Origin of the sequence: Trebonia kvetii (assembly GCF_007827045.1) — a bacterium.
GTDB lineage: Bacteria > Actinomycetota > Actinomycetes > Streptosporangiales > Streptosporangiaceae > Trebonia > Trebonia kvetii.
This window is the reverse complement of record NZ_RPFW01000013.1, coordinates 64,749-82,918: the sequence shown is the minus strand read 5'-3', so window position 1 is coordinate 82,918 and position 18,170 is coordinate 64,749. Positions and strand designations below refer to the sequence as shown.

At 67.1% G+C, this 18,170-nt stretch carries 16 protein-coding genes and 2 pseudogenes; 7 read left to right on the top strand and 11 right to left on the bottom strand.

Features of this window, described 5'->3' with window-relative positions:
* Positions 1-398 precede the first annotated feature (398 nt).
* Both EAS64_RS47030 and EAS64_RS41985 read left to right on the top strand, forming a co-directional pair.
* Positions 399-521 (top strand): hypothetical protein, encoded by a 123-nt coding sequence (locus tag EAS64_RS47030; RefSeq protein ID WP_281283398.1) that lies wholly within the window; start codon positions 399-401, stop codon positions 519-521.
* A 429-nt stretch (positions 522-950) separates the two neighbouring features.
* Positions 951-1,328: a CU044_2847 family protein gene (locus EAS64_RS41985; RefSeq protein WP_145862301.1), complete on the top strand. Its 378-nt coding sequence runs from the start codon at positions 951-953 to the stop codon at positions 1,326-1,328.
* Here EAS64_RS41985 and EAS64_RS48035 read toward each other — a convergent pair.
* From EAS64_RS48035 to EAS64_RS41970, 4 genes and pseudogenes are all read right to left on the bottom strand, one after another.
* Positions 1,325-3,667 (bottom strand): RelA/SpoT family protein, encoded by a 2,343-nt coding sequence (locus EAS64_RS48035; protein WP_439333644.1) that lies wholly within the window; start codon positions 3,665-3,667, stop codon positions 1,325-1,327. The two genes, EAS64_RS41985 and EAS64_RS48035, sit on opposite strands and share 4 nt — an antisense overlap.
* A gap of 2,052 nt (positions 3,668-5,719) precedes the next feature.
* Positions 5,720-6,241: pseudogene (locus EAS64_RS48030) on the bottom strand (trypsin-like serine peptidase); the annotation flags it as partial.
* A 251-nt stretch (positions 6,242-6,492) separates the two neighbouring features.
* Positions 6,493-6,903, bottom strand: a complete 411-nt coding sequence (locus EAS64_RS45335) for a transposase (protein WP_246116141.1) — start codon at positions 6,901-6,903, stop codon at positions 6,493-6,495.
* A complete protein-coding gene (locus EAS64_RS41970) occupies positions 6,882-7,373 on the bottom strand; it encodes a winged helix-turn-helix domain-containing protein (RefSeq protein ID WP_145862299.1) in 492 nt (163 codons plus the stop codon). Before EAS64_RS41970 ends, EAS64_RS45335 begins: the two co-directional genes overlap by 22 nt.
* A 504-nt stretch (positions 7,374-7,877) precedes the next feature.
* On the opposite strand from EAS64_RS41970, the gene EAS64_RS41965 reads away from it, so the two are divergent.
* On the top strand, positions 7,878-10,049 hold the full coding sequence (locus EAS64_RS41965) for a recombinase family protein (protein WP_145862298.1): 2,172 nt from the start codon (positions 7,878-7,880) through the stop codon (positions 10,047-10,049).
* A 27-nt stretch (positions 10,050-10,076) separates the two neighbouring features.
* Here the strand turns inward: EAS64_RS41965 and EAS64_RS46550 are convergent.
* Positions 10,077-10,373, bottom strand: a pseudogene (locus EAS64_RS46550) (IS1634 family transposase); the annotation flags it as partial.
* Positions 10,374-10,497: 124 nt separating this feature from the next.
* Positions 10,498-11,331, bottom strand: a complete 834-nt coding sequence (locus tag EAS64_RS41955; RefSeq protein WP_145862297.1) for a hypothetical protein — start codon at positions 11,329-11,331, stop codon at positions 10,498-10,500.
* Between the two features lie 546 nt (positions 11,332-11,877).
* On the opposite strand from EAS64_RS41955, the gene EAS64_RS41945 reads away from it, so the two are divergent.
* The 3 genes from EAS64_RS41945 to EAS64_RS41935 all read left to right on the top strand — a co-directional run bounded on the left by EAS64_RS41945 (position 11,878) and on the right by EAS64_RS41935 (position 13,196).
* On the top strand, positions 11,878-12,036 hold the full coding sequence (locus EAS64_RS41945) for a ClpB D2-like domain containing protein (RefSeq protein ID WP_369333578.1): 159 nt from the start codon (positions 11,878-11,880) through the stop codon (positions 12,034-12,036).
* A gap of 283 nt (positions 12,037-12,319) precedes the next feature.
* The gene (locus tag EAS64_RS41940) at positions 12,320-12,559 is read left to right on the top strand and encodes a BON domain-containing protein (RefSeq protein ID WP_187366557.1); all 240 of its coding nucleotides are present in this window, start codon (positions 12,320-12,322) and stop codon (positions 12,557-12,559) included.
* 64 nt (positions 12,560-12,623) lie between these two features.
* Positions 12,624-13,196 (top strand): GNAT family N-acetyltransferase, encoded by a 573-nt coding sequence (locus EAS64_RS41935; protein ID WP_145862294.1) that lies wholly within the window; start codon positions 12,624-12,626, stop codon positions 13,194-13,196.
* Positions 13,197-13,255: 59 nt separating this feature from the next.
* On the opposite strand, the gene EAS64_RS41930 is transcribed toward EAS64_RS41935, so the two are convergent.
* From EAS64_RS41930 to EAS64_RS41915, 4 genes are all read right to left on the bottom strand, one after another.
* Complete coding sequence (locus EAS64_RS41930) at positions 13,256-13,741, bottom strand: adenosine-specific kinase (RefSeq protein ID WP_145862293.1); 486 nt, start codon at positions 13,739-13,741, stop codon at positions 13,256-13,258.
* Positions 13,742-14,378: 637 nt separating this feature from the next.
* Positions 14,379-14,957, bottom strand: a complete 579-nt coding sequence (locus EAS64_RS41925; RefSeq protein WP_222850023.1) for a hypothetical protein — start codon at positions 14,955-14,957, stop codon at positions 14,379-14,381.
* A gap of 72 nt (positions 14,958-15,029) precedes the next feature.
* A complete protein-coding gene (locus tag EAS64_RS44280; protein ID WP_187366559.1) occupies positions 15,030-15,209 on the bottom strand; it encodes a hypothetical protein in 180 nt (59 codons plus the stop codon).
* A 445-nt stretch (positions 15,210-15,654) separates the two neighbouring features.
* Positions 15,655-16,200: a hypothetical protein gene (locus EAS64_RS41915; protein WP_145862290.1), complete on the bottom strand. Its 546-nt coding sequence runs from the start codon at positions 16,198-16,200 to the stop codon at positions 15,655-15,657.
* 138 nt (positions 16,201-16,338) lie between these two features.
* Between EAS64_RS41915 and EAS64_RS41910 the strand changes: the two genes are divergently transcribed.
* Entirely contained in the window at positions 16,339-16,878 is a 540-nt protein-coding gene (locus EAS64_RS41910) for an alkaline phosphatase family protein (RefSeq protein WP_145862289.1), read from the top strand.
* Positions 16,879-17,234: 356 nt separating this feature from the next.
* Here the strand turns inward: EAS64_RS41910 and EAS64_RS41905 are convergent, their stop codons facing one another.
* Positions 17,235-17,756 (bottom strand): hypothetical protein, encoded by a 522-nt coding sequence (locus tag EAS64_RS41905; RefSeq protein WP_145862288.1) that lies wholly within the window; start codon positions 17,754-17,756, stop codon positions 17,235-17,237.
* Between the last annotated feature and the right edge of the window lie 414 nt (positions 17,757-18,170).

The following is an 18,170-nucleotide window of genomic DNA, read 5'->3' as shown; positions in this document are numbered from 1 at the left end:
CCGCGTCGCCCGCCCTGCGGCATTCCACGAGCACTGGTCAGACTGGAGACGCCGCCGTCAGGCCGCCGCCCGCAAATCGCATTACGCCCGCCGAATCAGAGATCACGAGGCGCTGTTGTAGTACTAGGTCGATTTGATGGCGAGGTCGGCTCGCTTTGGCTGGATGAGCCGCATCTGGGTCTGATCAGCGATCTCGGTGAGCAGCTCATCGGGAGGCGGTGAGCGCGGCTAGCGGTGACACCCCAGTTGGCATGTCAGTCAGGCCCGTTCCGGCGGTCGGCGGGACTAGAGCCACTGGATGCCTCGGCGGCCGAGGCGATCTGGCCGATCCTGGACCACGGCGAGCGTGCCGACCCCCGCCCAAGGGTGGCACCAGCGCCTTCAACGCAGTCAGCTGCGTGTCGGCCACCTGGTGCGCGGCAGTCGGTCAGTGGGGCGGCCCAGGCGACCTGCTGTTCTCCAAAACCGCCCTCACCGCCTTCTGGAACGGCAAGAGCTGGCGGCTCGTCGCCGCTTGCTAGAGAACTCCTCCCGAACGGGCGCGCGGTTCCCGTACCACGCCAGCGCCGGTCGGCGGGTGGTTCCTGTCACCTGGCCGACGGCGCTGCGCCGCAGCAGCGACGCCAGGCCTGTGGGTGCCGAAAACCTGTACCACCTGGGCATACGCCAATTGGAATGCAGCCGGATCTCGGTTAAGCGTTCGGCGTCGGCCGGGACAGTCTTGGTCCGGCCGGAGGTGGGATGATCTTCGGCTTGTGGGCTTGAAACCGGTCGAGTCGCACAACCTGGCCATTGCCGCCAGCCTGCAGGCCACTTGTGGACACCTTGAGAAGAGCCTGTACGACGACCGTGAATTACCTATGGATGACTGCAGAACGATTATCTGGTAAACGTCTATCGTACGGTTATATGTCCAGAATTACAGGTTCGGAGAATTTGGAGGCCGGTTCGTGGTGATCTCGCAGGATGGCCAGGGAAGTGTTCCGCAGGAGCCCGTCTTGATTCCGGTGCAGGTGGGTGATTGCCGACTCCTGCTGTCGGCCTACGACCTTTCCGGAGAGTTGGCAGATCGCGACACCGAAATCGAAATCGCTTCGTCAGCCTCGGTGCAGCATCGAATGCTGAACGGGATGCTTGACGGGCTGGCTGCGTTCGCGACCGGGATAGTCGACAGGTTCGAGCCGACAAGTGCGTCGAAGGTATCCGTTCAATTCGATTGCAACGTGGCACTTGAGAGCGGGACCCTTGTTGCAGTGGTGGGCAAAGCATCGTGGCAGAGGACGTTCACGGTGACGGTGGAGTGGACCCGGGATCTTGCGGGCGGTTAGAGATCATGGGCGTGTTCCGAGGGTAAATTCGTCACGCGGTAGACATCGTAGACGCTGTCGAGGCCGCGGACTGCCCGGAGCACGTCGCGGATGTGAGCTGGGTCGTCCATTTCGAAGGTGAATCGGCTGACCGCGACTCGATTCCGGGTGGTGGTCACCGAGGCGGACAGGACGTTGATCTGCTTGTCCGTCAGTACTCGGGTGATGTCGCTGAGCAGGCTGGTCCGGTCGAGGGCCTCGACTTGGATCTCGACGAGGAAGACGGAGACGTCGCTCGCGGCCCAGTGCACCGGGACCATACGCTCGCGCTGCGTACCTGACAGGTGTTCCAGGTTGGCGCAGTTGGCACGGTGTACCGAGACGCCGTGGCCCTGGGTGACGAAACCCCTGATCTCGTCACCGGGTACCGGGGTGCAGCACTTGGACAGCCGCACCAAGACGCCAGCCACGCCTTCGACCTCGATGCGCGCCCTGGACATTATCGGGCTGATCTCGGCCGGGTCCTCCCGCCCGCGGGCCATCCCGCTGACCGCGCGGACCAGCTTCTCCACGACGGACTTCGCGCTGATCGTGCCCTCGCCGACCGCCGCGTACAGGCTGGACAGGTCGGAGTAGGGCAACTCGCTCGCGATCTGCCGCAGCGTCTCCGCCGACATCAGGCGCTGCAGCGGCAGACCCTGCTTGCGCATGACCTTGGCGATCTGATCCTTGCCCGCCTCCACGGCAGCCTCGCGGCTTTCATTGGAGAACCACTGCCTGATCTTGTTCCTCGCCCGCGCGCTCTTGACGAAGTTCAGCCAGTCCCGGTTGGGGCCCGCCTCCTGCACTTTCGAGGTGAAGATTTCGACCGTGTCACCGTTGTCGAGCGTCGACTCCAGGGCGACGAGGCGGCCGTTGACCCGGGCTCCGATCGTGCGGTGGCCGACGTCGGTGTGGATCGTGTAGGCGAAGTCGACCGGGGTGGCGCCCTGCGGGAGCGCGATGACCTCGCCGCGCGGGGTGAAGACGTAGACCTCGTCGCCGGCCAGGTCAAAGCGGAGCGAGTCGAGGAACTCGGCCGGGTCCTCGGTCTCCCGCTGCCAGTCGACGAGCTGGTGGAGCCAGGCCATCTCCGCGGCGTCCCGGCTCGCCTTGGCCTTGGCGTCGGTCTCACTGCCGGCCGTCGCGTTGCCGCTGGCGAGCGCCGCGCCGTGCGCGTGCATCTCTTCCTTGTACTTCCAGTGCGCGGCGACGCCGTACTCCGCCCGCTTGTGCATGCCCCAGGTGCGGATCTGCAGCTCGACCGGCTTGCCGCCTGGTCCGATGACCGTGGTGTGCAGCGACTGGTACATGTTGAACTTCGGCATCGCGATGTAGTCCTTGAACCGGCCGGGGACCGGATCCCATCGCGCGTTAATGGTGCCGAGCGCGGCGTAGCAGTCACGGACGGAGTCCACGAGGACGCGGATGCCCACCAGGTCGTAGATGTCGTCGAACCTGATGTTTTGGGTGATCATCTCCTGATAGATCGAGTAGTAGTGTTTCGTCTCGCCGGTGACGGTGCTCTTGATCCGCGCCTCGCGCAGGTCCGCCGAGAGGTTCTCGAGGGCCTCCTGGAGCAGCTGGTCCCTGCGCGGTGACCGCTGGGAGACCAACCTGGCGATCTCGTCGTAGCGCCTGGGGTACAGCGTGGCGAACGCGTGGTCTTCAAGCTCCAACCTGACCGTGTTCATGCCGAGGCGGTGCGCCAGCGGCGCGTAGATCTCCAGCGTCTCGTGCGACTTGCGCTCCTGCTTGTCACGCGGCATGTAGCGGAGTGTCCGCATGTTGTGTAGCCGCGCGGCGAGCTTGATGACGAGGACGCGGATGTCGCGGGACATCGCGACCACCATCTTCCTGACCGTCTCTGCCTCGGCCGACGCGCCGTACTTGACCTTGTCCAGCCTGGTGACGCCATCGACGAGGGCGGCGACGTCCTCGCCGAACTCCGACCGCAGCTCGTTCAGGGTGTAGTCGGTGTCTTCAATGGTGTCGTGCAGCAGGGCGGCGCAGATCGTCTCGGTGTTCATGCCTAGCTCGGCGAGGATCGTCGCGACCGCGAGCGGGTGAGTGATGTACGGATCGCCGCTCTTTCGGGTCTGACCCCGGTGCCAGTACGCGACCACCTCATAGGCTCGCTCCACCTGGTGGATGTCGGCCTTGGGATGATGTGCGCGGATTGTCTTGATCAGCAGTTCGAGTACAGGGTTCACACCGGACCCCCCCTGTACTCCGAGCCTTTCCAGGCGGCGGCGTACTCCGGCGCCGGGCGAGACGGGCTGCGCCGCGGACGCGAGCCCAGGGGCTTCGGGTACCGCCATCAGCCGGCCGCGCGGGTCACCGACCTCCAACAGCGCCTGGGTAGCCCATTTCCGCAAGTCCGGCGGCCAGGTTGAATCGGCCGCTATGTCGGCGATCAGCTCTCGCCCGGTGGCGCCTTTCATCTTCGCGAGGGACAGCATCGCGATCGCCGGGCTTCTTCCTGTGGTCCGTGGCGGGGTGCCTGCTGGAATCTGCTCGCGTGCGCTGGCCAGGGCTTCCAGCGCCCAGACGCGGTAGTCCGGGCTGAACTCCGGTGTGCGGATCACCCGGGCCAGCACCGCGCATCCCCGCGTCTGGCTGTTCATCAGCACGGTCGTCGCGGCGCCCCGCCGGTCTTGCTCAGATTGGTCGGGGTCAGCCGCGAAGTCGGCTAGCCTGTCCAGGCTCCTGCGATGCAGGTCGCCGGGCAGCTCAATGCCGTCAGGCCTTAGCGAGGCCACGAACTGTGCTCCGCCGCACCCGTCGTTATCCAGCACGCGGAGCAGCGCCTCGGGCAGGTCCTGACGTCCGGACCAGCCCGCGACGAGGAATCGAGCATAAGACTGCTGCCAGCGCGCGGAGGAGGCTGTATCGCGCCATGCGGCCTTACGGAAAAGCTCCTGGAAGGTGGCGTTACTGCGATCGGTGTCGGCCAGAACATACCGGGCGGCCTGGTGCTCAGCGATCGTCTGATGGATGAAGATGAAGTCGTCGGCCCGCTCCTGGAGGACGCCGCTGCGACGCAGCAGCTCGCTTAGCAGGTTGCGCCAGTCGGAGTCAAGCAAGATACGCGGTCTAAAGCTCGCTAGCCAATCGCCTACCAGGTCCATGGTCGGCACCGTGTCGCTGGACATCCGGTGCCAGGCCAGCCGTCCGATCACGTCTGGCAGGAGGGCAAGAACCTCGCCGATGCTCTGTGCGTCATGCCCGAACCGGCGAAGGGCTGCGTCGATCTCAAACCGCATCCCGCCGGGCTCCTCGCCATACTGGCGGTCATACAGCAGTTCCTCGAACGCGTCGAAGATCTGGCTGCGGCCAATCGGCAGTGATCCATCCGGGTCAGCGGCGAACAGCCGGCACAGCATGGTCGCCATGAGCGGATTGTGGCCAACCCCAGTCAACTCGCTGCCGTGCACCTGAGCGGTGAACCGCTCTACGGCGGCCGAAAGGTCCTGGAGCCCCAGCTGGATGAACCATCTCTCGGCGAGCTCCTTGAACTGCTCGTCGTCAAAGGACAGGAGCTGAAAGCATCTCGGTAGCCACGCGGGCGGAATCGCGGTCTCGTCGTCAGGCAACGGCCGGGTGGCCACCACGAAGCGGAAAAGGGCAGGACTCTCCTCATGAATCCTCGCCAGCTTCGCTAGGACATCCCGGCGGCGTCTGCCGCTCATCAGCTCATCGAGGCCGTCGACGAGAATCAGCCAGTGGGCTCCCGGAAAAGGCGGCCTCGCGAACATCTCTGCTGGCCAAGTTCGCATTCTCCCAACGACAGGGTCGCCGGAGACACTGAGCGCGATCGCCTCCGGGAACGGCAGGTCGCCTATCAGGTCGGCAGCACGAGTCAGCACGGGAATCGGCACGCTGCCCGACTCAGTCGGTTCCTGACCTTCCCAGCGCCACACCGTCGTGCTAACTGCCATCCGCAGCAGGCTCGACTTACCGGTGCCCGCCCCTCCGATCAGGACGCTGTTGCCCCGCGAATCGAAAACCTCGCTCGCTCGCAGCCGCTCGTCTTCGCGCGGGGATACGTCTGAGCCGGCGTTCTCCCACGCGAACGACTGCACGTAAACCTCGGACAGCGGGCGCAAGGCGACACCAGGAACGATCGTAGAGTACGGGTGGAAGTCAGAGGTCTTCCGCGCGGCGTGCAGGTACGCGCGAACCGGGGACGGAGGGTAGCGCCATCCGCCGGCCAGAAGCTGATCATCGGCCAGCGCAGCCAGCCACTGCTGTTGGCGAGTCTCCGTCCCAAAATGAACGATCTGCACGGCTTCGTCTAGCTTGCGGATGTGCGCGATCGGGAGCATGTGGGCGCTGCCAGTGCGGTCAGCCGTGCAGAGCATCCCCCACACTGCTCCAGTGCGCCGGTTGGCGACGGGACTGCCGCTGTATCCCGGGCCAACCGGGGTCCCGCGTACGCGGCCGAGAGCCAGGGGGGAGTCGTGCTCGCGACGGGAGAAACCTTCAAAGGAAAAGGAAGCGGGCTTGCCGCCCTTATACAACTTGTCCCCGAAGCCGAACGTCCACAGCTGATCGCCCACGAGTATCTCGTCAGAGGCAAGCACGTAATCATGCGCCGGTGCTGAATCGTCGGCGAGCTGTAGCAGTGCAACGTCCAGCCCCTTGTCGTCACGGAAATACCGGCTAGCTGTGGCACGCAGGGTGAAGGCCTGACGACCCGCGATTGCCTGGACTACCCTCCCCTCGGGATTTCCGCTGATCGCGTGAGCGCAGGTCGCCACGATACGGGGGGCGATGAAAAAGCCAGTGGCCTGGCTACGGCCTTCATCACCTGGAATCGTGAGCGCGACGATAGTAGCCTCGAGCAGTTGTTCCCAGCTCGGGGCTTGCCTCGCTCCAGACCGAACTTGCACGCTGACCTCGTGGACGCCGCAGCATTGGCTTCCTGCTAACTAAGAAATACATCATTTCGGCAACGAGGTGGTACGGCGAGAGGCTCTAATAGACCTTCTGAGCTCGAGCGAAACCTTGAATCTTGGCGACCTTGACGCTCCGCACCTACCTGTTGATCTTCTCCACTGCATCAGGGTTGCTACGGGGTGGCGATGTCGTCGGTGTCCGCAAAGTTGATGCTACAGAGGTTGAATAGCCAGCATTTGGGCCTCTACGGCGGCTGAGGTTCCAGGGTCAGTCCGGTCTGGGCCAGGAACCCCTCGATGAGGGCGGGCCGGTACTGGATGCGCTTGAGCCGGTTCTTGACAATCGCGGCGAGCTGGTCCGCGTCGCGGGCGGCGAGGTTGCCCAGGCCGCTCTTCATGTTCGACCAGGCGCCCTCGGCGGCGTTGAGCTCGGGAGCGTAGGCGGGCAGCCGGACCTCGGTCAGCCAGTCCAGGTGAGAGCCGACGAATCTCCCCATCTTGGCGCTGATATGGGTGTTCAAGTAGACCGCGGCCACGGGGGTGTGCCCGCGGCGGGCCCAGGTCCGGGCCTTCGGCGGGCGCAGGTTCTGCCCGGCCTCGTCCTCGAAGCAGATCCACGCCCCGGTCGCCGCCGCTAGCCTCGTACCTTCGCCCACGTCCCGGCCCGCCACGCGGCGATCTTCGCCTCGTCCCGCTCCATGGCCCGGTGCACCGGGACCTGCGGGGTGTACCCGATGCGGTGCAGCAGGTAAGAGCTGCCGCGCAGCGTGTACCGGACATGGAACAGCCGCCCGGTCAGCGTCGTGACCCGGGCCAGGGTCCACCGCTGATCCTCCCTCCAGCCCCAGGCGGCCGGGCCGGCCTCCAGCGCGGCCCGCAGCCGGGCCAGCTGCGCGGCGCCCAGCCGGCACGCCGCCCCGCCCGGGCCCCTGGACGCCAGCGCCGCCTCACCGCCGGCCCGCCAGCGCCGCCGCCACACGTACGCCGAATTCGATGAGACCCGCAGCCGCCGCGCCACCTCCGGCGGCTCGATCCCCTCCGCGAACCACTCCGCGGCCTGCAACCGTACTTCCTCGCGCCTCGCCCGCCCAGCGGCGGACAGGCCACCACCATCCGGATACCTCATAACACCGCAGTAGCCCCGCCAGCAGCCGCCGTCACCACGCCACGCCGGGCAGGCACCGAACGTGATAATCCTGACAATTCAATCCCTGTAACGGCTGTCACCCACAAAGGATCAGCCCGACGCCGCAGTCGATGTGCGTGGACCTCGATCGAATCGCGGTTGCGGTGATAAACCGGCCAGGCCTACAGGGTCGCTCTCTTGGCCATCCGGAACGATCTTTCAAACGGCCACTGCTGATGCCGGTAAAGCGGAATTCGTCTCTGGCGTGATGCCGGGATCTGCGGCGATAGTGAGCGTGGGAGCACTGTTGCAGGCGGCGGCGGTGGCTCGCCGGCTGCGGTCAGCGGCAGCAGGTGAGCGCGATGCGACTGAGCACCGGGGTATCGGTGACTCCGGGTCCTGTGGTCTGGGCAGCCCTGCCGCCGGAACGGCGGGCTGCGGCGGTGGCGCTGCTGGCGATGCTGGCAGCCAGGGCCGCAGCCGGGGCGACGGGAGGCGGTCGCGATGACTTTGGCCAGGTACCGGCCGCAAGGGCAGTTGCAGCAGAAGATCCGCCCTGAGCACCTGAACCGGGCGGCGGTGGTCTACGTCCGGCAATCCAGCAGGCAGCAGGTGCTTGACCACTCGGAGTCGACCCGGCTGCAGTACGGGCTCGCGGAGCGGGCTGTCGCGCTGGGCTGGGCGCGGTCGCAGGTGGTGGTCATCGACGACGACCTGGGGGTGTCGGCGGCGACGCCGGATTCCCGGAAGGGCTTTGCCAGGCTCGTCACTGAGGTCACCATGGGACGTGCGGGCATCGTGCTGGGCATCGAGATGTCGCGGCTGGCGCGGACCGGCCGGGACTGGCACCAGCTGCTGGAGCTGTGCTCCCTGTCGGGCGTGCTGCTCGCCGATCCTGACGGGGTCTACGACCCCGGGGTCTACAACGACAGGCTGCTGCTGGGGCTGAAGGGGACGATGAGCGAGGCGGAGCTGTACCTGATCCGGCAGCGGATGCTGTCGGGCAGGCTCGCCAAGGCCGAGCGGGGCGAGCTGGCGGTCCCGCTTCCGATCGGCTACGTCCGCCGCCCGTCCGGGGAGGCCGCCCTCGACCCCGACGAGCAGGCTCAGCATGTCGTCCGGCTGGTCTTCGGCGCGTTCCGGCGGCTGGGAACGCTCAACGGGGTGCTCCGCTACCTGGTCGGTCAGGGCGTCCAGCTGCCGGTCCGCGTTCACTCGGGGCCGGCGAAGGGAGAGCTCGAGTGGCGGCGCCCGACCCGGGAGACGCTGCAGCTCATGCTGCACAACCCGGTCTACGCCGGGTACTACGCCTACGGCCGCCGCCAGGTCGAGCCGCGCCGGAAGGTGGCGGGCCGGCCCAGCACCGGCCGGGTGGTCATGGACAGCAGCGAGTGGCTCGCGCTGCTGCCGGGCAGGCTGCCGGCCTACATCACCGAGGAGGAGTACGAGGCGAACATCGGCCGGATGGCCGCCAACCGGCAGACCGCGGCGACCCCGGGCGCGCCCCGGGACGGCTCGGCGCTGTTGTCCGGGCTGCTGCGCTGCGGCCGCTGCGGCGGCCACCGCATGACGGTCCGCTACCACGACGGGCCCGGGGCCGCCAGGCCCGCGCACGGCTACACGTGCGCCTTCTACCAGGCCAACTACGGCATCGGCGGGAACTGCCAGCACATCGCCGGTCCCTCGCTCGACGACTGGATCGCGGCGCGGGTCCTGGAGGCGGTGGCCCCGGCCGCGCTGGAAGTCTCCATGGCCGCCGCCGCCCAGGCCGAGGACGAGCGCGCCATGCTGGACAAGCTCTGGCGCCAGCGGCTCGAGCGCGCCCGCCACGCCGCCGACCGTGCCCGCCGCCAGTACCAGCTCGCCGAGCCCGAGAACCGGCTCGTCGCCCGCCAGCTGGAGGCAGACTGGGAAGCCGCCCTCGCCGAGACCGCCCTGCTGGAAGCGGACTACCAGCGGTTCACCGAAGAGCAGCCGGCCACCCTGACCGCCGCCGAGCGCGAAGCGATCCAGGCCCTGGCGCGCGACCTGCCGCTGGTCTGGAACGCGCGGTCGACCACGCAGGCCGACCGCAAGGAGCTGCTGCGCATCGTCATCGAGGACATCACCGCCACGGTCGTCGGAAACAGCGAGCTCGTCGACATCGCCATCACCTGGGCCGGCGGGCACCAGACCACCGGGCAGACCGTGCGCCCAGTCGCCCGCCTGGATCAGCTGTCCTACTACCCGGCGCTCCTGGCCCGCGTCACCGAGCTCGCCGCCGCGGGTCGCGATAACCGGCAGATCGCCGACGCCCTCAACGCCGAAGGGCTCCGGCCGCCCAAGCGCACCAGCCGGTTCAACCACGGGCAGGTCCGCACCCTGATCACCCAGCGCGGCATCCGCCGCCAGCCGAAAGGCCGGCCAGCGGCGCTCGCCAGCCTCGAGCCCGGCCAGTGGTCGGTCCCGGGACTGGCCGCCGAGCTGCGCATGCCCACCGCCACCATCTACAACTGGATCTACCGCGGCTGGATCACCGCCCGCCACGCACCCGGAACCAGGAACTGGATCATCACCGCCGACGACGAGCAGATGCGGCAGCTACGCGAGCGCAGGGCACGCCCGCCAGGCTTCTACGCCCGCGCCCGCTGGGCGTCGCCCGCACACGAACCCGACGACACAGGAGAAGAGCCGTGAGAAAGCACCACGACTTGACCGGTGCCAGCGGTGGCCTATCTCGATGTTCCACAGCTCCTGGTAGCTGTCGATCACGAAGTCCGCGGTGACCGGCGTCCCGTCCGGGCAGGCGGCCAGCTTCGTGACGTAGCCCTTCAGCCCGGCCAGGTCCCGGGCCTTGGCTTCGAGCTCGCGGTTGATGGTCTTGGCGGCGCCCTCGAGCATGATGAACCGGTTGCGCTTCACCACGGCCAGCCCGGCGACTGCCTTGGCCGACTTGGCGACCTGCTCGTCGATCCCGCGCAGCGTCCTGCGGGCCCGGTCGGCGCGGAACTGATAGTAGATGTGGAGGCACGATATGAACGTGGCGAGTGACGCGTAACAGGTACCGAGCATGAGGGTGACTAGTGCCCATGGCATTCTTCCTCTGCTTGCGCGCGGTAGCGATGTGCTCCCATTACTGAGCGCGTTACTCGAGTTCCAGCTCCCGGTCGGGCGTCCTGTCGACGGGGGCGGCTATTTCGAAGCGCTCGAGTGCTGGTGCGGCGTCGTGGTCGATGGCTGTGCGGTAGGCGTGTTCGATGGCTCGCAGGCGGGTGGTGATTCGTGTTTCGCGGGCGGCGATGACCTGGCGGTTGAGTCTGCCGTAGGAGTTCTCGGGGAGGCTCTGACTGTACTGCTGGACTTCGCGCACGTGGGCTTCGCGGTCGGTGGCGCTGATGCTGATGGCGTGGATGGCCATGCTGGCGGTGGAGTCGTCGAGGATGAGGGTGACTATTCCGGTGGCGGGGTCGTGGCGGGCCAGGGTGACGGGCTGCGGGCCTGCGGCCTCCGGTGAGGCCTGTTCGGGCTGGATACGGCCGTGGGTGACGCGGTCGTGGAGTTCGGTGAGCAGGGAGTCGGCGTAGTCGACCTGATCGCAGAGTCCGGCGAAGTCGGTGCCGATGGGGCCGAGGTCGGTCCCCCGGGCGACGGCGTACTGCAGGAGCCGGGCGGACTGCGGCTGGTGCGGGTGGCCCGGGTAGCGGGCGTAGTAGCGCAGCTCCTTCTTCAGCGACGCGGTGATGGCGCCGTCCCGGGCGAACCGGATCAGGCCGCGCATGAAGTCTGGTTGCTGGGAGCGGGACAGCAGCCACAGCGACCTCCGGCGGGCGGTGACGTGATCCACGACGCCACCGCGGCGGTCCGCGGCCGCGATCCCGCTGCTGATCAGCCGCTCGTACAGGGCCATGTCCCGGAACGGCCTGCCGCCGGGGCTGATCCGCCGGGGCGCCGGCTGCTGTCCTGGGTCGTGTGCGCGCACCGGCGGTCAGCTCCTGGTGCGCCGGGCCGGGGCTGGGTGCTGCTCCGGGGGTGGGGTGATGTTGAGGAACTGCTCGACCCGCACCACCGAAATCGTCTACCGCCGCGAACTGCGGTCCGTCATCACCACCGGCGCCGAAATCATGGACCAGCTCTTCACACAAACCCAGTCCCCGCCCCAGCCCGACAACCGCCCAGGAACCGCACAACCAGGCCGCCGAACCCCGGCGACCTGACCGGAGCCCGCTCCCCCGGCCCAGCAGCCGATGACCATCCCTGCCGAGCTCGCGTCCATCCTCCCTGCCGACTCTGTGTGCGCAGTTAGAATCCGCTGAGACTGCTGGCTGCCGCTGCCGAGCCGCCAAAATTATGTGCGCCTAAGGCGGGTTATGTGGGTTGATCCCGGCGTGCCGGCTTGATCATGAGGCGGCCCCTGCGGAAGACAAGTGATTGTCTAAGATCTGCGTGCCCCGCCTGGCCGACCGGTCGATGACGCTGGAACTGGCCCCCGACGCTCGCGCGTTCATCGCTCACCGGGGCTTCGACCCTGTGTACCGGGGCACGCCCGCTGCGCCGGTTCATCGCCCGCGAAGTCGAGACCCCCGTCGCCCGCGCACTGGTCGCCGGCGACGTGCACGACGGCGCGGTGATCAACGTCGGTCTGGCTAACGGTGAGCTATCCATTGGCTACGACAACCCCGCCTGACGGACCGCCGCCACCGGCTGCCGGAGTGGGGAAAGGCCCCTGACTTGCGCAGCGAGGGACCGGATCATCCCATCGGGGCGATGCGACGGTCAGTTCCATCGCGGTGCAATGAAACGGTCATGGAGGAGAACAGCGGGGAGGCCGCTTCCCGGCACCTCGCTGGTGGGCAGGAGTAAGGCGTCACCGTCTTCAAGACCTTCCTGCCCAAGGGGCCCGAAAAGCAAATGCAAGGCGCGCTGCATGGCGAGCAGCCGAACTAGGCAACACCAAGAGGGTGAGCAGGGTGGTCACGTACAGGAACATCTATGCGGCAGTGCTTGAGGAGTTGGTCACCGACCCGCTCGTCGACGCGGACGACATCGAGGTCGAGGTCGTTTCTGGCGCCGTATCGCTGACCGGCACGGTACCGAGCCAGCCCCAATGCGCCGCGGCGACCGCGGCGGTATGGCGGGTCGCTGGCGTGACCGCGGTGGACAATCTGCTGGCTGTGGCACTGCCGTCTGGGCCGCCCGCAGGTGGCTAGCCTCTCGCTCGTTGCCGACGCGAGGGAGCACCAGAGCCACAGGCGATCTGATCGGAGGCGGGACATGACAATCCTGAAGGCGCCAGCAGGCACGCTGGCCGATGGTGTGGTCGGGCTCCGGCTGCCTTCACCGGACGCCGGCGATGTTGCGACGATAAACCAGTATGTCGCGGATGAGCAGCTCGACGGCGGGTGGCTCCCGGATGTCCCGCTGGTGACTGGAGAGCGGCTGGTCAAGGACTGGCTGGATTGCTGGAACGGCCGTACCCGTAATGGCGCCACCTTCACTTTCGTGGTGACCGTCCCCGACGAACCGCGATTCATCGGCGTCGTAGGCGTCACCGAAGGTGACGACGGAGCCTTCAAGATGTCTTACGGAACTGCGCCCGGCTGGCGGAGACGAGGACTGGCTGGCCGCGCAACCCGGCTGGCTGCGCAGTGGGTGGCCAGGCAGCCCGGTGTTCGCACTGTAGAAGTGCTGATCAACCAAGGTGACAGGGCCAGCGAACGAGTGGCGGTGAATGCTGGCTTCGTCCTGGCCGACACGATGCCCCAGTCCGATCCTGTGACCGGGGGGACCGTTCAACTTCAACTGCGATACATCATGGACCGGCCCGCAGCGGCCAGATCTTCGTGAGTGAGAGAGCTATCAAAGCAGCTATCACTCCGGCAGCCCCGTCCTTCTGACGGCCATGGTCAGAGCTTATAGCCGATGTCGCGCAGGAGCTGGTGCCGTTCGGCCGCGTCCGCCTCGGTTTCGATCCCGACGGGCGGTGATCCGTCAATCACTCCCGCGATCCCGCGCCCGCGCTCGGTGACCGCGATCAGGACGCCGACATCGTTGGCGGTCGCGCAGTAGACGCCGCAGACTTCCGGCACAGCTTTGACCTGGTTCAGCACGTTGATCGGGAAACCGTCCCTCAGCAAGACGATAAACGCGTGCCCGGCGCCTATTGCCAGCGCGTTCCGCGCCGCCAGCTCGGCGAGTTCCGGGTCGTTGCCGGACCGGCGGACGAGCCTGGCCGCCGAGGCTTCGCAAAACCCCAGGCCGAAACGCAAGTGCGGGCTCGCCCCTACGAGGGTTTCATGCAGGTCCTCCACGGTCTTGATGAAGTGAGCCTGCCCGATGATCACATTCATGCCGTCGGGCTTGTCGATAGTGACGACCTCGAAAGACACCATGCTGAGCCGCCTTCCTCAACCAGTGCATCCGCTCAGGTGTGAAGGGAACCTTCGAAGAACTGCCTGTTGTCAAGTACACCACCGACGCGTCGCTACAGGGTCAGTATTGGACCGTCGCCGACAGCCTGTAGTTGCGGACGACAAGCCGCCCGGTGGCGGTACTCTCCGCTAGCGATCACTGACGGTGGCGATAATGCTGGCCCGCGGCGCGCCCGTAGCCGCCGCTATGCGCGTTGGCGAGGCTTCGACTTCGGGCGCCACGGCGACGCCAGATTGGATGATCTGGGCCAGGCTCATGCGCGGCGACCCGTTATGGGCGTCGGATTTGCGCCGGGACGCATCGGCTTCCGCGCCGGACGGCCAAATCTGCGTCTGGTCCTTGCTTTCTCGCCAGTCAGTGCCCGGCTGACGCAGGGCCAGGCGGGCGGCGCCGACGTGGTGAAGGCCCTCGTCCTTGGTGCACGCCCGTCCTGATCGCCCGGCCCTATGCCTTCGGGCCTTGCGCTAGACGGGCAGGACGCTGTTGGGCACCGTGCTGGCGATGAGGACCGCAGCCCGCTGGCGTGGCATCGCCAGGAGGTAAAGGTACTGCCGGACTAGATCCGGCGGCTCATCGCCCCGTTCCTGGCCCTGCTCATCAAGGTGAGTAAAGCCACGGTTGCCTGAGGTCGAGGAATTCGGGCTCGCCGATGCTGAGCTTGTTTATCTCCTCCATCTGTGCCTGCAGCTTGGGCGGCGGCTCTGTGTGCTCGCCTTCGCGGGCGGCCTGCTCCGAGGTGAAGTACATGGCCATGGTGTAGCCGCCGTCCTCGTGTCCGACCGCCACGCTGCCGAGGACGTCAGGCCGGAACGCGGCCCACTCGTCTGGGTTCTGCGCCATGAGGTCCCGGGCGCGTTCCGGATCGCTGCCCCGGCCCTGCATCACCTGCACGAAGCCTGCTGCGTCTGGATCGCCGTTAAGATCGACGGTGACATCGCTGCTGTCACAGAACGTAACCTCACCCGTGAATAGCTTGGCGGTCTCCATCCACCACTGGTGCTGCTCGGGCCGGTCACTATTGCGCCGGGCAGCCTGCTGCGAGTCGAAGCGGGCCAGCCCCACGAACTGGCCGTCGCTGGTCACCCCCGCGGTCGATCCAAGCCAGCCCTCCGCGCCGATCGCCAGCTGCTCCTCCCACAGATCCAGCGCATCGCGCACCTGCCCCGGGTCACTCACTTGGCCCCGGATCACTTGAACAAACATCGCGAGCCTCCCCCCTTTGGGCACTCGTTCTGGCGTTCTGGCCGTTCAAGGCTCTTGCTCAACAGTAAGACCGCCAGCTGTCAGCCTCGAGACTGGCCTGCCGCGACGAGCAGACTGACCCAGGCTGGTGACCAGCGGCGCCACCCCGGCCTCCTCCAGCACCCGCAGGCTGTCGAGCTTGCTGGTCGGCTCGATGATCCGCGCCAGCACCAGCTGCCCGAACACCCCATCCCCGGCCGCCGCCCAGCTAGGCCCAGGACCCGGTAGCCGCGATCGAGGGCCGTCCAGCAGGTGCCCCAACCGCGAGGACGTGATCGGCAGCGGCCAGTGGTGCGGCATGCCTAGCCGGACGCCGCAGCAATGCCCGGCAAGGAGGTCGACAGTGACGGAAGTCGGCAGGGCAGGCCCGGCCCCGGGCACTGGGGAGGCCGTTCGCCGGCTCGCCTTCTGTGACGGAGGCCAGGCCGGGCCGCGCGCGAGATCCGCCTTAGGCGCGCCTCGGGAGTACTCGATGCTCCGTCAGTTGGCGCGTACAGAACAATCTGTTCTGGACATGGCCGTTGGAGCCACCAATGGCACGGTTTTGCAGGCCGGCCAGGAACGGGCCCTGACCTGTACCGGAGCCACTGACGACCCCTTGCTCCGACATGCAGCGGGCACGCTGTCTCGTTCAGCGGATGAGCAGTGCGAGTACGGCGATCAGTTCCAAGGTGGCCAAGATCAGCAGCGGCGGCCAGGGGCTGACGTGCCAGCGGCCAAGGGATGCGACCAGACCGGACGGCGCCTCTGCGACTCCCGGGGAAAGGTCTGCCTGTGTACCGCGCATGCGCGCTGCGACCCGGCGAAGGTAGGGGTAGCCGGTGAGCAATCCGGCCAGTGAGCCGCCGTACATCAGGCAGCCGACTGTTGTCCCGTCACGCAGCCGGAACGTGAGGCCGCCTGCCACCTGGATGTCCTGGAGTGCGGGCCAGGGGATGGTGTTCCGGACGAGCAGGTTGTCGACCACCACGCCAGCGGCGTCCATACGGACGGCCGAGTGCCAGCCGATGAGCCAGAAGAACCAGGCGAAAAGGGAGAAGATCACCGCCCCGAACGGGTCACTTCCGTTCGGGTAGGTCAGCGCGATGCCCGCGAAGCCCCCGGCTGGTCCGGCCACGCCGAGGACGGCGATGGCGACGAACCAGGGCTTGCGGTACGCCACTGTCTTCCGGGCCATCAGCGACCTCCATCGACTGCAAGCGCGAAGGTACCGCTACAGACCACCTGATCTCAAGGGACCCTTGCCGGAAGAGGTCCCAGCGGACGAAAAACGCGGGCCGCGCCGAACCGGACGATCTGCACGCACCCATACGCAATGAATTACGGGAGAATCCTGCGCTCGTATTCGGCTGGGAGACTGTGCTGGTACTGCTTTGACATACCGACGCTGCGACTGGCCGACCCCCACTACGCCGCGGGACACCACCGGTTCGGTTACTTCAGCAAGACCGGCCTGAGCTGGAAAACCAAGCTCGAGATCAGGGTCGACGCGAGGGCGGCAAGCTTCCTCGCGGACGCCGCAAGCGGCTCGCTCCCGTCGGTGTCCTGGATCGACCCGGCCTTTACCAGCTTCAACCCGCTCGGCTTCCGCCCGAACGATGACCACGCGCCCGCCGACATCGTAGACGGCCACGACCTCGTCCTGGCCGTCTACGACGCCCTGGCCGCAAGCCCCGCCTGGGAGCGCTCCCTCCTGGTCCTCGTCTACGAAGAGCGCGGCGGCTTCTATGATCACGTCCCGCCGCCCCGGGCACCGGACGACGACCCGGAGATGTTCGGCCGCTACGGCGTCCGGGTACCGGCGATCGTGGTGTCGCCCTGGGTGGAGCCGCGGTCGGTCTCTCAGAGCTCCTGACCCGCACCGCGCCACGGCCGGCGCCGCGGCGGGACTCGCTGGTCATGGACGCCGCAGCCCGGACGGCTCAACGAGCGAACGGCGACACCGGCGCAATGGATCAGCCGGGCGCGGGGGAACATGCGCAAACCGGCCTGCAGCAGGGCTTCCTCGCGGCGGCTCACGAGCTGGCCCGCCGGGGACACCCGGCAGGCACGCCCTAACGCGCGAACTCCGGCCGTCCGCGCATCGAGCGACAGCGAGGCCCGCTGGCGGCAATGCCGCAGGGCTCCGTTTACGACGACGGTCAGGCACGGGCACCAGGCTCACGCTTGCCTCAGCGGCAGGCGCGTTGCCCGCATGACGCAGGTCATACGCTAACTGGCGGCAGGGGAAGCGGAAGCAGAAGAACGAGAGCTAGTCAGTACGATGACGATGTAGCTGGTGCCGCTGTGGGAGACCACGGTAACAGAGCCCGTGTAGGGTGCGGTGATCTTCGCCGATCCGAGGTAGTGCGTCTCGGCACCCGCCGATTTCTGGTCCGAGGTGGTGAGCTTCGAGCTGGCCTGGTAAAACGCGAACGCGTCCGGGGCCGACTCCGAGGTGGTGTACGCGCCGACGAGCGCCGTCGAACTTGAGCCACCCAGAGAACCCGAACCGGCAACCTTGGCCCCCGCGGGGACAGGGAACTGACTGGGCCAGTTCGGGGGCAGCTGGCCGTCAAGGGAAAGGGATACCTGGCCATTTGGAGTAGCGACCTGGAAGTTCTGGGCCGTGCTGGCCGGGGTTGAGCTAGCTGTAGCCGGGGCCGGACTAGCCGTAGAGGAGCTGCTGCTGGAACAACCCGCAGCGGCCACAAGGCAGCCAAGCAGAAGGCCGACCGCCAGTCGTGACTTCATATGATCTCCTTGCTTTGACATTCCGCGACCCTGAGTGCAGGGGAAACCACGCTGCTGTGCGGCCTGATCCGGGCCGCGCTCCCCGCCATGAGGCCGGGCTGGTCCGGGTGCTGGCGGCTGATCCGGAGCTGATGGAACTGCCCTAGGCGCGTCAACTATTCGACCGGTACGGCCAGCACGCCGCTTACCTGCTATCCGTAACGTGCCCAGTCCGCCGCCCGTAACGCGTCCAGCACAGCGATCGGGCCGATCCGGCGCTGGCGTGCCGCAGGCGCGCCCTTGGAACCATGGAGAAAGCGTCCTGTGAGGTTTCCCGACACGCCGAACTGGACAATCTGTACGCGTATGTACGGCCACAGACAGTCGTTCATCTTGCGCGCCGATTCGGCGTTATGTGCGGACTGCGGTGCGACA

Bases quoted from the DNA above. Each gene is read 5' to 3' on its own strand.
- EAS64_RS41915 (WP_145862290.1), bottom strand. From the start codon at position 16,200: ATGGCCCGGAAGACAGTGGCGTACCGCAAGCCCTGGTTCGTCGCCATC.
- EAS64_RS41970 (WP_145862299.1), bottom strand. From the start codon at position 7,373: ATGAGGTATCCGGATGGTGGTGGCCTGTCCGCCGCTGGGCGGGCGAGG.
- EAS64_RS48035 (WP_439333644.1), bottom strand. From the start codon at position 3,667: ATGGCGGTACCCGAAGCCCCTGGGCTCGCGTCCGCGGCGCAGCCCGTC.
- EAS64_RS41965 (WP_145862298.1), top strand. From the start codon at position 7,878: ATGACTTTGGCCAGGTACCGGCCGCAAGGGCAGTTGCAGCAGAAGATC.
- EAS64_RS41935 (WP_145862294.1), top strand. From the start codon at position 12,624: ATGACAATCCTGAAGGCGCCAGCAGGCACGCTGGCCGATGGTGTGGTC.
- EAS64_RS41930 (WP_145862293.1), bottom strand. From the start codon at position 13,741: ATGGTGTCTTTCGAGGTCGTCACTATCGACAAGCCCGACGGCATGAAT.
- EAS64_RS41905 (WP_145862288.1), bottom strand. From the start codon at position 17,756: ATGAAGTCACGACTGGCGGTCGGCCTTCTGCTTGGCTGCCTTGTGGCC.
- EAS64_RS41910 (WP_145862289.1), top strand. From the start codon at position 16,339: ATGAATTACGGGAGAATCCTGCGCTCGTATTCGGCTGGGAGACTGTGC.